This window comes from Marinomonas sp. SBI8L (genome assembly GCF_001624705.1).
In the GTDB taxonomy this organism is placed as follows: Bacteria; Pseudomonadota; Gammaproteobacteria; order Pseudomonadales; family Marinomonadaceae; genus Marinomonas.
Map to the genome: position 1 here is coordinate 125,200 of NZ_JSEO01000009.1, position 13,415 is coordinate 138,614.

The 13,415-nt window shown below is 42.2% G+C and carries 13 protein-coding genes; 8 read left to right on the plus strand and 5 right to left on the minus strand.

Annotation, left to right across the window (positions count from 1 at the left end; all coding sequences use genetic code 11):
- Nucleotides 1–9: 9 nt before the first annotated feature.
- Both OA91_RS14715 and OA91_RS14720 read right to left on the minus strand, forming a co-directional pair.
- Nucleotides 10–930 (minus strand): siderophore ABC transporter substrate-binding protein, encoded by a 921-nt coding sequence (locus tag OA91_RS14715; RefSeq protein ID WP_063339041.1) that lies wholly within the window; start codon nucleotides 928–930, stop codon nucleotides 10–12.
- A 244-nt stretch (nucleotides 931–1,174) separates the two neighbouring features.
- Entirely contained in the window at nucleotides 1,175–2,086 is a 912-nt protein-coding gene (locus OA91_RS14720) for a LysR family transcriptional regulator (RefSeq protein WP_063339042.1), read from the minus strand.
- Nucleotides 2,087–2,183: 97 nt separating this feature from the next.
- Between OA91_RS14720 and OA91_RS14725 the strand changes: the two genes are divergently transcribed.
- The 4 genes from OA91_RS14725 to OA91_RS14740 all read left to right on the plus strand — a co-directional run bounded on the left by OA91_RS14725 (nucleotide 2,184) and on the right by OA91_RS14740 (nucleotide 5,028).
- Nucleotides 2,184–2,690 carry a nuclear transport factor 2 family protein gene (locus OA91_RS14725; RefSeq protein ID WP_082827959.1) on the plus strand — a complete coding sequence of 169 codons (507 nt, stop codon included), beginning with the start codon at nucleotides 2,184–2,186 and terminating at the stop codon, nucleotides 2,688–2,690.
- Nucleotides 2,691–2,823: 133 nt separating this feature from the next.
- A complete protein-coding gene (locus OA91_RS14730) occupies nucleotides 2,824–3,207 on the plus strand; it encodes a hypothetical protein (protein WP_063339043.1) in 384 nt (127 codons plus the stop codon).
- 268 nt (nucleotides 3,208–3,475) lie between these two features.
- On the plus strand, nucleotides 3,476–3,781 hold the full coding sequence (locus tag OA91_RS14735; protein WP_063339044.1) for a helix-turn-helix domain-containing protein: 306 nt from the start codon (nucleotides 3,476–3,478) through the stop codon (nucleotides 3,779–3,781).
- Nucleotides 3,778–5,028, plus strand: coding sequence for a type II toxin-antitoxin system HipA family toxin (locus OA91_RS14740; protein ID WP_063339045.1), 1,251 nt, complete (start codon nucleotides 3,778–3,780; stop codon nucleotides 5,026–5,028). Before OA91_RS14735 ends, OA91_RS14740 begins: the two co-directional genes overlap by 4 nt.
- Nucleotides 5,029–5,167: 139 nt before the next feature.
- Here OA91_RS14740 and OA91_RS14745 read toward each other — a convergent pair whose 3' ends face one another.
- Nucleotides 5,168–6,034, minus strand: coding sequence for a YicC/YloC family endoribonuclease (locus OA91_RS14745; protein ID WP_063339046.1), 867 nt, complete (start codon nucleotides 6,032–6,034; stop codon nucleotides 5,168–5,170).
- A gap of 215 nt (nucleotides 6,035–6,249) precedes the next feature.
- Here OA91_RS14745 and rph point away from each other — a divergent pair, with 215 nt between their 5' ends.
- The 4 genes from rph to OA91_RS14765 all read left to right on the plus strand — a co-directional run bounded on the left by rph (nucleotide 6,250) and on the right by OA91_RS14765 (nucleotide 10,170).
- Nucleotides 6,250–6,969, plus strand: coding sequence for a ribonuclease PH (gene rph, locus OA91_RS14750; RefSeq protein WP_063339047.1), 720 nt, complete (start codon nucleotides 6,250–6,252; stop codon nucleotides 6,967–6,969).
- Between the two features lie 391 nt (nucleotides 6,970–7,360).
- Entirely contained in the window at nucleotides 7,361–8,539 is a 1,179-nt protein-coding gene (locus OA91_RS14755; RefSeq protein ID WP_046015325.1) for an acetyl-CoA C-acetyltransferase, read from the plus strand.
- A 268-nt stretch (nucleotides 8,540–8,807) separates the two neighbouring features.
- Entirely contained in the window at nucleotides 8,808–9,320 is a 513-nt protein-coding gene (locus OA91_RS14760; protein ID WP_046015324.1) for a hypothetical protein, read from the plus strand.
- Nucleotides 9,321–9,657: 337 nt separating this feature from the next.
- Nucleotides 9,658–10,170, plus strand: coding sequence for a hypothetical protein (locus tag OA91_RS14765; RefSeq protein ID WP_046015323.1), 513 nt, complete (start codon nucleotides 9,658–9,660; stop codon nucleotides 10,168–10,170).
- A gap of 169 nt (nucleotides 10,171–10,339) precedes the next feature.
- Here the strand turns inward: OA91_RS14765 and ushA are convergent, their stop codons facing one another.
- Together ushA and OA91_RS14775 are read right to left on the minus strand one after the other, a co-directional pair.
- Nucleotides 10,340–11,947, minus strand: a complete 1,608-nt coding sequence (gene ushA, locus OA91_RS14770; protein ID WP_063339048.1) for a bifunctional UDP-sugar hydrolase/5'-nucleotidase UshA — start codon at nucleotides 11,945–11,947, stop codon at nucleotides 10,340–10,342.
- A 278-nt stretch (nucleotides 11,948–12,225) separates the two neighbouring features.
- Nucleotides 12,226–13,335 (minus strand): ABC transporter ATP-binding protein, encoded by a 1,110-nt coding sequence (locus tag OA91_RS14775; RefSeq protein WP_063339049.1) that lies wholly within the window; start codon nucleotides 13,333–13,335, stop codon nucleotides 12,226–12,228.
- Nucleotides 13,336–13,415 lie beyond the last annotated feature (80 nt).

The window sequence follows — 13,415 nt, forward strand, 5'->3', positions numbered from 1 at the left end:
TGAGGTAACCTACTTGTTTATTGCTTTAGTAAGATCATTAATCATGGTCAATGTTGATTCATAACCACCTGGTGCTAAATACCAAGCCGCTGGATCCAAGTAGATGATTTGACCATTTTTAGCCGCAGGGGTTGCGTTAACCAAATTATTGTTAAATAAGGTTTTTGCTTTACCTGTGCTCATACCTATTGCTTGTTCGCGATCCATAATCAGCAAGACTTCTGGTTTAGCATCAGCAATATATTCAAATGAAATTAAATCACCGTGTCGACGTGGTTTAGATGACACCTTTTGTGATTTGCTGGCTTTAAAACCTGCTTCTTGATAGATAAAAGAAAAGCGGCTGACAGGTCCAAACATGGATACATTATTACCACTATTCATCACAGTCAGAGCCTTAACACTCTGTTGAGATACTTGAGCATTTAAATGCTCAATACGCTTTTCTACATTGTTAATTAGCTGGCTCGCTTCTTGTTCTTTATCCAGAATATCACCCAAGGTTTGCCAGTGCTGTTTGGTGCTAGCCCAGTAATCTTTCGTGTCGATATCTAACATATAGGTAGGCGCGATTTCAGTAAGGTCTTTATAGCTTTTACCTAGGCGAGCCTCAGCAATAATCAAGTCAGGTTTTAGTTCAAACAAGGTCTCGTAATTTACTTCCTTTAGGCCACCTGTGTTGGCGTATTTATCAGAAGCATATTGACTTAAGTAAGGCGGAATATTTTGCTTAGGAAGGCCAACAGGTGCGACACCAAGCGTATTGAGGTAATCCAGACTTGAAAATCCCAGTACAACGATTCGTTCAGGAGTATTATCTAGCGTTACTTTACCCATGTCGTGTTGGTAGGTTTTAGCAAGGACACTGGAGGAGCCAATTGCAAGCAGGATAGAGGTTGCAGCGGTTAGCAGCTTGGTTGTTAATGTCATAGTGTTTTCCGTTGGCTCAATGGAGGCAAAAAGGTTACGAATAAGAATTATTCTCGATTCGAGGGAGGTTAACACAGGCATAACCTTGCGCAATTTAATCTGGAGATAATGGTTATTTAGAATTTAAATAATGTTTTTGACAGGCTAAATAGTTTTTTGTCAGACAGGCGTCTGTTTCCTCTTAGACAATCAGATAGATACATTTTAGCCCGGCCGGATTCGCTCTTTTTATTGGGGGCAAAAGTTAAAGCTTGGTTTTAGATTTATTCAGGCCGGCTAAGCGATTATGGTCTGATTTAATCTCTTCTTCCATAAAGTCAAAGAAGGCTTTAACCCTAGCTGAGTGCTCAAGGTCGCTATGTGTCATCATCCATAAATCAGTGCCCTTGTGTTCCATTTCTATATCTACCTTTTGTAGTTTTTGAGATGAATCCCCGATGAAACAAGGCATATAGGCCAGCCCTATACCTTGCTCCGCAGCAATCATAAGTGGCTCGTAAGAGTCCGCTTTGAGAATAATTTGTTCTTTAGGAATGGCTTCAGAAATGATGTGATTTGCGCTTCTTTGGATTATGGCGGGTGTTCTGCCTAACCATTGAGCGGATTTCAATGGCTGTTTGCCTTGGAGGCTATTGAGGTAGTTAGGGTCGCCATAAACACCAAAAGCAATCTTGCATAACTTGGTGGCTTTAACCGACTCGGGCAAGGTATTGGCAGGTCTAATTGCAACATCGGCATCTAGATGTGACAGATCTAATAAGCGTGAGGTGACATTAAGCTCTAACTGTATTTTAGGATATAACCTATGAAAACTCGCTAGGTGTTTGGCTAAAACCAACCTTAGCAGCGCATCTGTGGTGGTTAACCTGATGACGCCTTCCAACTTCATTTCTTGACCGAAGATTTTACGCTCTAAGGCCTTCACTGTTGTTTCTATTGAGAGGGCAGAATCAAGTAACTCTTGCCCTTCTGCTGTCAGCTTATAGCCATTTGGCAACTTATGAAAAAGCTGTAATTTGTGCCTGTATTCGAATGCATTGATTCGGCGAAGTACTGTGCTGTGGTTAACGCCCAATGACCTTGCCGCCGCAGCGACAGAACCTTCATTGGCAACGGTCAGAACATATTGTAAATCGCCCCATCTAATGCTGTGCATTCATGCATATCCAATGTGTTTAATTGATGAATTTATATAAAAATTAGCACAGGTATAGTAATTACAACAACCACGAAAGCTCATTTGGAGACACACCATGTTTAACAAACAGACGTTTATTGCGCTATTCAGCCTGCTTGCCTTTTTTCAGGTTTCATCAGCCTCAGCGGGCTCTGATACTTATAAAAAAGCAGATTCTGCTAAGACACTGGAAACGGCTCAGGCATTTTTATGGGCTGCAGGGTCAGGTGATATGAAAAAGCTAGATGCTCTTATGACAGATGATTTTGTTTGGCATAACGAAGGTGACTCAAGTATCCCTTGGATTGGTAATTGGGAAGGTAAAAACATTGTATTTGATTCCTTCCTTCCTCACTTTGGCGCAGGCTTAAAAGTAACAAGTTGGTCGACGGATTATAGTTTTGCTAATGGTGATCAAGCTGTCTTTATGGGCACCATGAGTGCTATTGCTAACGAATCTGGCAAAGATACTGGCAAGTTTAGCTGGGCAGTACGAGTACAGGTCGAAGATGGCAAGGTGAAGAATTGGAACTGGTTCGAAGATAGTTATGCCGTGTCTAAAGCCTTCCACGGTGAAAACTAAAACCAAGTGATTCAGATATATCATTAAAAGATATATACCTGATAAAAGCCGTAAAACAAGCACGCAGAATGGGGTCATCCTTCATTCTGCGTCTTTGTTTGGTAAGTCGTTACTTTGATTATAGGAAGATAGGATGCTATTCGCGCGTTTAGCCACAATTACTTATGTTATTTGGGGGCTGTTGCACCTTTTTGCTGCTTACGAAGTTTATTCGCTAGGTAAAACCCTTGAAGAGAGTGTGATACAAGGCCGTATTCTACAAGATGCTTGGAACATACTTTTCTTTGCATGCTTCGGAACGTTTGTTGGCGTTAAGTACATTTGGAACAACCAAAGAATAGGGCACTGGCTCAATTGGGTGGTAGTAAGTGCTGGTGATATTGGCTTTATCCTCACCATGCTAGTACCTGGCTATATTTCACTTGTTCCTGGTGGGTTAGGCCCCTTGTTCTGGCTCTTAGCTGCAGGTCTATCTATGTTAGCCATGATAGATAAAAGGCAAGAAAAGCAGGTTTAGGAGCCGCTCTTTCAGGCGCTTCTTATTTAGGAAAAGTGGGGTGGGAATGACAAGGTCGTAATGACAAAAGTGAAATCTTTGAAGTTCATTTATGCTAACAATCACTCAATATTCTGAATGTGCTTATGTAGGATATTAATCCTATTTTACTTTCAATAATGGGAATATAGTTCCATATTCAACTTATTGGAGTTGCTTGAGATTCAAGGTTGGACTATATTCCCATCAATGGTTCAATAATGGGAATATAGTCCCTTTGGTTGGTAATATGGCTAAGCGTAACTTACACAATGTACTGTTTCCAAAGCAGCGCAAAATCCTGACGCATTTTGGTGAAGACTTGCTGTTGGCGATGAAACGACGTGGTTTTACAAAAAAGCTGCTGTGTGAACGTACTGGTTTTGATCATAAAACCGTGAACAAAGTCTTCGCAGGTGATCCGGGCGTTGCCATAGGCACTTACTTAAAAGTGATGGCCGTTCTTGGCATGGAAAGCAACTTTACAGAAATGGCTGCTCATGATGAAGTGGGTATCAAGCTGCAAAACATAAAATTGCTGGAAGGTTCAAGATGAGCCGTGAAATCGTCGAAGTCTATGCCGACTGGCAGCCAATTGAGGCACCTTTGCTAATTGGACAGCTTGCTTACAGTGATTCAAGTCGAGGTGGAGTGTTTAGTTTTGCCTACGATAAAGCATTTTTAACTTCTAGATATCGCTTGCAAATCGATCCTATGCTGACACTTCACTCAGGAGATCTCTACAACGACGAAGCCGATAAAAACTTTCGTGCATTTCTTGATTCATCGCCTGATAGATGGGGACGTATTTTAATGCAGCGGCGTGCGGCGATTGAGGCGCGCAAAGGCATTCGAGCAACAAGTCGATTAAACGAGCTGGATTACCTGCTGGGCGTACACGACTCTTACCGGATGGGTGGTATTCGATTTAAGCGAGCAGGCTCGGCTGAGTTCTTAGATGATAACGCTGAGTTTGCTGCGCCGCCAATGGCTTCTTTGCGAGAGCTAGAGCACGCAGCAATGCAGATTGAAAAAGACGATAACATCGACAGTGACGAGTATTACCGCTGGTTGAAAATGCTGATTTCCCCTGGCTCATCACTAGGCGGTGCAAGACCCAAGGCTTGTGTGACAGATGAACAAGGCCACTTGTGGATCGCTAAATTTCCCAATTTAAACGATACCCACGATGTGGGAGCATGGGAGATGGTTTGCTATAAATTGGCTTTGGCTGCAGGTGTTGATATGTTTCCTAGTGAAATTAGGCTGTTTTCATCACAGCATCATACTTTTTTAACAAAACGCTTTGACCGACAAGGAATGCAGCGGCTGCATTTTTCGTCTGCTATGACTCAACTCCAATACTACGATGGAGAGCAATCCCAAGGTGCTAGCTATTTGGAAATCGCTGAATTTCTTTCCACTCAAGGGGCGCAAACAGAAACGGATTTAGCACAACTATGGCGTCGTATCCTGTTTAATATTGCGGTGTCCAACACGGATGATCACCTGCGTAACCATGGTTTTTTATTGACCAAAAATGGCTGGAAGTTATCACCAGCTTATGACTTAAACCCTATTGTTGGTAAGCACGGTCTACATCTGAATATTACAGATGCAGACAATGCCTTAGACTACCAGCTAGCCTTTGATGTGAAAGACTTCTTTCGGCTTTCTCAAACTCAAGCCACGCAAATTTACGATGAAGTATTAATTGCGGTTAAGCAATGGCAAGTTGTCGCTCAGCAGCTAGGGATCAGCCGAACCGAGCAAATCTTAAAAGAATCGGCGTTTAATGTTTAATACGTAAGTAAAACTATATTTTTAATTTTTCTTTAGATAAAGAAGGGATAGTTTTACTTTCAGTCTTTGCCTCACATTTCGCTTTTTATAACACGTCGCTCAACTGTTAGTTTTAACGGGTAACTTTCTACCTAGGAAACTATTCGATGTTTTGAATCTGCTCACGCATTTGTTCGATCAGAACCTTAAGTTCTACCGCGCTTTGGGTGGTTTCGATGACAATAGATTTAGAAGAAAGGGTATTGGCTTCGCGATTAAGTTCTTGCATCAAGAAGTCGAGACGACGGCCTATTGGGCCTTTTTGTTTAAGTTGACGGCGTACTTCTTTGGTGTGAGCAGCAAGGCGGTCGAGTTCTTCGGCCACATCGGCTTTTTGCGCCACAATGACAATCTCTTGTTCAACGCGTGTTGGCTCAAGTTCTAGTTTAGCGTCGGCCATTTTATCCAATAGATTTTGCTTTTGCGCGGCGATGATTTCAGGCAATTTCGCCTGAACTTCTACGACGATGGCATCGATAGCATCTAAGCGCTGGTGGATCATTTCTTCTAAGGCTTTACCTTCACGCAAACGAACTTGGATTAGATCTTTTACCCCAGCGGAGAAAAGCGCCAATACTTCTTTTTTCATGGTATCAAAGTCGTTACCTGAGTCTGCCAATATGCCCGGGTACTGTAATACGTCCAGTGCCGTTGGTTGGGCAAGGTTAGGCATATGTTGCGCCAGAGCTTGTAATGCTTGTGCTAGGCTCTGGGCATTATCCGCGTTGATGTTTAAGCCAGAAGAAGCTTTATCTATTGCTTGGAATCTCAGTTGGCACTCAACTTTACCGCGAGTAAGCTGCTTTCTTAGTTGATCCCTTAGATTGAATTCCAGCTCACGAAAGCCTTCTGGCATGCGAAAGTGCGGCTCAAGATAACGTTGATTTACCGAGCGAATTTCCCAGCTTATTGTGCCCCAGTCGAAAACGGCTTCCTGACGGGAGAAGGCGGTCATGCTTGCTGTCATAATCTCATCCATTGCAATTGTTTTAAGTCGATTCAATATTGTGCCTAAGTGTAACTCAGGCCTGATTCTAGGAACAGCTAAGAGAGGGGTTAGAATCGTGCATAAAAAGGTGTTTTATTCTGCTTATTTGATACTTTATTTGTTGGCTTAGATGAGTACATTCCATGTGAGCTTAGTTATAATTAGCCTTTTCCAAATTGAAGTGAGAGATGAGTATGCGTCCAAGTGGCCGAGCTGTAGATCAGTTACGTGATCTAAAAATTACCCGCAATTTTACTAAGCACGCGGAAGGCTCCGTATTAATTGAATGTGGCGATACTAAGGTGATTTGTACAGCGACCTTGGTGCCTGGCGTACCTCGTTTCTTAAAAGGTAAGGGTCAAGGTTGGATAACAGCAGAATACGGCATGCTGCCACGTTCTACCCATAGTCGTGTTGATCGTGAAGCGGCACGTGGTAAACAGACTGGCCGTACAGTAGAAATCCAACGTCTTATTGGCCGCTCTTTGCGTGCTGCGGTTGACCTTAAAAAGCTAGGCGAACATACCATCACAATCGACTGCGATGTGATTCAAGCAGATGGTGGTACACGTACTGCCTCTATCACAGGTGGTTTTGTTGCTTTAGCGGACGCGGTTAAAAAATTAGTTGAGAAAAAGAAAATCAAGGAAAATCCGATTGTCTCTCAAATTGCAGCTATCTCTGTGGGTGTCTACAAAGGTGAGGCTGTACTGGATTTAGATTATCCAGAAGATTCAAATGCTGAAACTGATATGAATGTGATCATGAATGATAAAGGTGGCTTTATCGAAATTCAGGGCACAGCAGAAGGGGAAGCCTTCTCTGATGAGCACATGATGGGCATGCTAAAAGTTGCACGTAAAGGGATCAATGAAATCCTACAAGCACAGCGTGACGCCTTGTTTGAAAAATAGCCTTAATTAGGCTTTATAAGACGCTCGCTTTCTTATGGTCAGCGGGCGTTTTTTGTTTTCTTTTGCTAAACAAACTGAACCCGACTTTATTTTTTCCACTCCCCTCTAATTAAGAAAAATCGCGCATTTGACGATTTTAGCGGCTTTTTTGTTACCTTTTCTGCTTTTTATCACCATTATTATTCGCTTTCTAGTGTGCTAAAACATGACCCATGACGTTTCTCTCGGCTTTTTAAGAGGCAAATTCAAAGTTTCATAAATTTGCCTTGATTACTGTGCTACAAAGAAATGGCTTAGCAAGATGAGTGTTTTTTGATCACTCAGTTATTTCTTGGTTTAGGCATAGAAGTAATCAGAAAGTCGTACTTTTGAATTAATGAAGGAGCAAAATATGAAGCTTGTTATAGTTGCAGCAGGACGTACACCCGTAGGCGCATTTGGTGGTGGATTAGCGAGTCTTTCAGCCGTTGATCTAGGCAGCCAATTACTGACAGGCTTATTAGATAAAGTACCTGCCGCTAAAGATCAGATTGATGAAGTGATACTTGGACAAGTGTTAACGGCGGGTTGTGGTCAAAATACGGCACGTCAAACTGCGCTTAAATCTGGCCTATCTGAATCTGTCTCTGCCATGACAATTAATAAGGTCTGTGGTTCTGGCTTGAAAGCAGTACAACTTGCAGCGCAGGCGATTTTGGCGGGTGATGCAGAGCTTGTAGTTGCCGGTGGCCAAGAAAGCATGAGCAACGCACCTCATGTGTTACCTAATAGTCGTAATGGTAGCAAAATGGGCAACTGGGCCATGGAAGACAGCATGGTGAAAGATGGCCTTTGGGATGCCTTTAACGATTACCACATGGGAGTGACAGCGGAGAATATTGCTAAAAAGTATGACATTTCTCGTGCTGATCAAGATGCCTTTGCCGTGGCATCACAGCAAAAAGCAGGTGCGGCAATGGAAGTGAATCGATTTGCGGAGGAAATACTGCCTATTTCTGTTCCTCAGCGTAAAAAAGATCCAATTATCGTTTCTCTTGATGAACAGCCTAAACCGAATACTAAACTGGAAAAACTAGCCAGCTTAAGAGCGGCCTTTGATAAAGAAGGTACAGTAACGGCGGGTAATGCCTCTAGCCTTAATGATGGTGCGGCTATGGTGATTGTTGCCAGTGAAGAAAAAGCTAAAGCGCTGGGTTTACCTATCCTAGCGGAAATTTCTGGTTATGCGAATACGGGTATTTCACCAGAAATTATGGGCACAGGGCCAATCACTGCGACCCGTAAATGCCTTGAGAAAGCCCAATGGCAAATTGAAGATCTGGACCTAATCGAAGCAAACGAAGCTTTTGCCGTGCAAGCTATTAGCGTTAACCGTGAGTTAGGTTGGGATACAGATAAGGTCAACGTAAATGGTGGCGCGATTGCTCTTGGTCACCCAATTGGTGCCTCAGGTTGTCGTATCTTAGTGACCTTGATTCATGAAATGCATAAGCGTGAAGTGGATAAAGGTCTAGCGACATTGTGTATTGGTGGTGGAATGGGAACAGCACTTGCTGTGACTCGTCGCTAATGCATTATTGTTATTAAGCTAAAAAATAGCCTTTTAAGCCCTCTATATAGAGGGCTTTTTTATATCCGCTTGTTACTGCCTTTGGTTACTTTATGTGTAAATAGGGTTAGATATTCATGATATTTGTTTTTGTTATGTAAAATCAAAGTGATATTGCTTTATTGTAATAACATGGTGTTTACTTAAAGGCATGAATTGAATGTGCTTAGGGGCATGGAAATTCATATAAACCCAAATAACTTAAACAAAAATAAAAAAAGGGAATATCGTGAAAAAGCCTATTTTACCTGCTGTCATGCTAGCGTCTGTTATTTCTATGCCAACCATGGCAGAAGTGCCATTGTCTGGGGTGTGGACCTTGCAGGACAGCAACAATACTCAGGAAACCTTGGATTCAGCCATCGAGGGCGTGGTACAAGAAATGAACTTTTTGTTCCGTGCTATTGGTCGAACAGTACTTAAACGTGAAACCCATGTTTGCCACTCTTGGATGCTAGCCACCACAGATGAAAGCTTCCTTTGGCAATGTGATGAAATTCCAGCTAATGAACTCGCGTTAACGGCTAATCAAACAGAAACCATGAGTGATGATGGTCGTTTGATTACTGGATCATATAAAGAAGGGGATAGATATGTTGCTACTATCTTGGAGTCGGAGCGTGGTAAGCGAACTAACTTGTGGCGTATGGTGAGTGAAAATGAGCTTGAATATACCACTACGCTTGAGTCCGATAAGATTCCGAAGCCGTTAACATGGAAGCTCACATACACACGTAATTAAGCTTTCTATTTAGCTTTGCCAAGGTGATTTTATTCATCGAGTATTTGCTAAAATTCATCAAAAATCAGACATAATTAATCAATATGTCGATAAAAAGCGCGAATTGTGAAGAGTTTGCGCTTTTTTTGTATCTTCCTTTTTTCCTTTGATCTGTTGTGAGAGAGTCGAATTAGGGATAAAAATATATAAACATATCTCATATTAGTTATATCACTTAGGTTTTTGTTGCTTTTGGGTTATATCATGTTGTTTACTAGGGTAGAACTTAGCGTATTAGCTTCTAGCATGACGTTAGCAATAACCTTAAAACCAACAAAAACAATAAAAGGGGAAAGATGTGAAAAAAACGATTTTACCAGCCTTGATTATCGGCTCTAGTTTATCCATGTCTGCGTCTGCAGAAATGATCGAAGGTGTTTGGCAAGTACAGGGTGCTGAAAACACACAAGCTACTTTAGATACGGCAGTAGAAGAAGTGGTACAAGAAATGAACTTCTTTATTCGTAAAATTGCCCGTTCCAAACTCAAGGAACAAGCGCAAGTCTGTAATACATGGAACTTTGCGGCTTTAAACAATAACTTTTCTTGGCAGTGTAACCAAGATGAAGTTTTCGAACTTGCAGCAAGCGCAAAAGACCAGCCTGTGACTAAACAAGATGGTTCTACTTTTACTGGCACTATTAACCGTGGCGATGACTTTATTGCAACTGTCTTGACCAGTGACAAGGGTGTTCGCACTAATATGTGGAAGATGGTGAGTGAAAATGAAATGCTGTACACAGCAACAATAGAGTCTGAAAAACTACCTCAGCCTCTGACTTGGACCTTGAGCTATAAACTAGCTCAATAAGTTCATTGTGGTAACAAGGTCCCCAGCCTAGATGCTGTGACGTTAGGCTTTTCTGAACAGCATCAAAAAAACCGTTATCGATCACTCGATAACGGTTTTTTTATGTCTTCATACTTAACCTTAAGTGGGATGACCTAAGGTTAAGCGAGTTCTCTGTTAACTTGATCTACTAACGAGACACTGCACCGCTTGGTGCTAGCGTGTTAGTGAGTACAGGAGAGTTCTCTTTGAAGTATTCAACCAATACGTCTGCATCTACATAACCTGAGTTATTGTAGTTAGCATGATCAGTCATTTTAGGGTAACCGTCACCACCTGTAGCCACATAGCTGTTGATAGCAATACGGTAAGTTTGGTCATCTTTGATTGGCTCACCGGCAACCTTGATGTTAGTTGCAGTACCGTTTCTCAAAGCAAAAGATACACCGTCGAATTGAGCGAATGCACCAGAACCCGCTTGCTTGCTACCGACAGCCGTTAGGTAGTCAGTTAGTTCAGCAGCAGATAGGTCGACAGAAGACACCATGTTACCGAAAGGTTGTACTTTTAGTACGCTCTTATAAGTAACTACGCCAGCTTCCATATTGTCACGAATACCGCCAGAGTTCATGATACCAACATCAGCACCTACTTTTTCGCGCATTGCTTTAGCGATCAAGTTACCTAGGTTAGTTTCTTGCTTACGAACAACAGAACGATCACCAACAAGTAAGTCATCAACAAAACCAACTTCTACTAGTAACTCTTCTTGACCTTTTTCTTGGTAAGGACGAAGCATAGCTAGCATTGCTGGATCTTGTGCAATCTCTTGTTCGATGAATACGCGTTTCTTAGTTCCGTCAGCTTGAACAACTTTTTTCTTCAAGTTAACTGGAATTAGACGGTAATCAGAAGAGACGATATCGCCATTTTTGATAACGAGATCTAGACGACCAACATATTTACCCCATTCTTGTGCTTGCACAATAAGAGTACCGTTTTGCTCATCTGGTTTTTCTAGTTTGTTTTGAGAGTGACCACCCACAATAACGTCGATACCAGGTACACTACGAGCCAGTGTTACATCACCAGGAGCGTTACCACCGTAATTACCATTGCTGTAGTGACCCATGTGAGTCGTTGCCACAACTAGGTCTGCTTTTTTGTTTAGTTCAGGGATCAAATCTGTTGCAACCTCAACAGGTGTTTTAATCTCTAGACCTTCTAGGTACTCAGGGTTACCCAGTTTTACGGTATCGTCAGTGGTAAAACCAACAACAGCAACACGTAGGTCATTTACCTCAAAAATTTTATAAGCGTCAAACAGCGGATCGCCAGTTTCTACGTCAATCACGTTAGCAGATAGGAATGGGAAACCAGCCCATTTTTGCTGTTGGATCAAGACTTCACGAGAGTTATCAAACTCGTGGTTACCTAATGCCATAGCATCATATTGCAGCATGTTCATGCCTTTGAAATCAGGCTCGGCATCTTGTAGGTCAGATTCTGGAATCCCTGTGTTAATGTCACCACCAGATAATAGTAGAGAAGCACCGCCTTCCAGCGCAATTTCTTCACGTAGGTTATCGATAAGGGTTTTACGAGCAGCCATGCCGTATTCACCGTTACGGTTTTCCCAGAAACGACCATGGTGATCGTTAGTGTGAAGGATAGTAAGTTTATATTCTTGATCTGCTTCCCATGTAGGAGCCTGTTGGCCTACAGACGCACAACCTGCAATAGCAAGTGCAACACCTGAAATGGCGAAATGCGAGATATAACGCTTCATTGAGCTCATTGATTGTTCCCTTTTAGTTTTATACTTTTCTGTTATAGGGTTGTGCTTATGAAATTATCTTTAATTATTATATTTTTTAAACACAGCGTTAGACGATAAAACATTCGGATAAATATATCGATACTTAGTGAGTGGAAATTGACCATTTGTGCAGGAAAAAGAGAAAAAAAGAGGAAAAAATCTATATTGAGGACAGTATATTAGTAAGTATTAATTAAAAAAACGCACTGGACGAGGCTGCCCAGCGCGTAAAAAAATGACCCATAAAAAGTGCAATATTAGGCGTCGATACGCTCCCCAGAATTCTTATCAAATGCCACGGCTTTTGAGGTATCAAACATCAATTCGATGTCACTACCAGGCGCCGCTGGATATGCCGGATGACAACGGCAATTGATCTCACTGTCATTAATACGGGTAATGACCATGGTATCAGCACCCATAGGCTCAGTGACTTCAACATTTACTTGCGATTTAACCACAAACTCCAAGCCTTCTTTGTGGTGCTGAGGTTCAGTGATCATTTCTGGTCTTAGCCCCAACAATATTTCCTTGCCTAGGTACGCATTAAGCGCTTCTTTTTTCGGGAAAGGTAAGAGTGTTGGTGTTTTAGTTGCTAGCTCAAGCATGATGCCATTATCTGTTGATACAACGGTCGCAGGGATAAAGTTCATGGCGGGAGAGCCCATGAAACCTGCCACAAACAAGTTGGCTGGATTGTCATAAATCTCTTGTGGTGAACCTAGCTGCTGTACTTCACCATCTTTCATCACGGCAATACGATCCGCGAGTGTCATGGCTTCGATTTGGTCGTGGGTTACATAAACGATAGTCGTGCCCAATTTTTGGTGTAGCTTTTTAATTTCTGTACGCATTTCAACACGTAGCTTAGCGTCTAGGTTAGATAGCGGCTCATCAAACAGATATAGCTGAGGGCGACGCGCTAGGGCACGACCCATGGCAACACGTTGACGCTGACCACCTGAAAGGTGAGCGGGTTTTCGGCTTAAAAGGTGGTCAATTTGTAGCATCTCAGACACACGTTTAACTTCCACATCGCGCTCTTCTTTTGGTACTTTACGCATCTCAAGACCAAAGGAGATATTCTCTTCTACCGTCATGTTTGGGTAGAGCGCATAAGACTGGAATACCATGGCTATGTCACGGTCTTTAGGATCTGCATAAGTCACATCTCTATCCGCTATCATGATGCGGCCTTCACTTACATCATCAAGACCTGCAATCGCATTCATTAGGGTTGATTTACCACACCCTGATGGGCCAACGAGTATTAGGAATTCACCTGCCTTAATAGAAATATCAATACCTTTTAAGACTTCAGTTGATCCATAGCGTTTTTTTACTTGTTCAATTATTAAATTTGCCATCTTGCTGCTCCGCAATATTATTAAGGGGACTGGAAGACACTGGGCGTACAGCGTTTTATACGCCCATTCCAATCAATCAC

What these genes read in the sequence shown, in the direction of transcription:
- OA91_RS14715 (WP_063339041.1), bottom strand. Translation starts at nt 930, where the DNA reads ATGACATTAACAACCAAGCTGCTAACCGCTGCAACCTCTATCCTGCTT.
- OA91_RS14720 (WP_063339042.1), bottom strand. Translation starts at nt 2,086, where the DNA reads ATGCACAGCATTAGATGGGGCGATTTACAATATGTTCTGACCGTTGCC.
- OA91_RS14725 (WP_082827959.1), top strand. Translation starts at nt 2,184, where the DNA reads ATGTTTAACAAACAGACGTTTATTGCGCTATTCAGCCTGCTTGCCTTT.
- OA91_RS14730 (WP_063339043.1), top strand. Translation starts at nt 2,824, where the DNA reads ATGCTATTCGCGCGTTTAGCCACAATTACTTATGTTATTTGGGGGCTG.
- OA91_RS14735 (WP_063339044.1), top strand. Translation starts at nt 3,476, where the DNA reads ATGGCTAAGCGTAACTTACACAATGTACTGTTTCCAAAGCAGCGCAAA.
- OA91_RS14740 (WP_063339045.1), top strand. Translation starts at nt 3,778, where the DNA reads ATGAGCCGTGAAATCGTCGAAGTCTATGCCGACTGGCAGCCAATTGAG.
- OA91_RS14745 (WP_063339046.1), bottom strand. Translation starts at nt 6,034, where the DNA reads ATGACAGCAAGCATGACCGCCTTCTCCCGTCAGGAAGCCGTTTTCGAC.
- rph (WP_063339047.1), top strand. Translation starts at nt 6,250, where the DNA reads ATGCGTCCAAGTGGCCGAGCTGTAGATCAGTTACGTGATCTAAAAATT.
- OA91_RS14755 (WP_046015325.1), top strand. Translation starts at nt 7,361, where the DNA reads ATGAAGCTTGTTATAGTTGCAGCAGGACGTACACCCGTAGGCGCATTT.
- ushA (WP_063339048.1), bottom strand. Translation starts at nt 11,947, where the DNA reads ATGAGCTCAATGAAGCGTTATATCTCGCATTTCGCCATTTCAGGTGTT.
- OA91_RS14775 (WP_063339049.1), bottom strand. Translation starts at nt 13,335, where the DNA reads ATGGCAAATTTAATAATTGAACAAGTAAAAAAACGCTATGGATCAACT.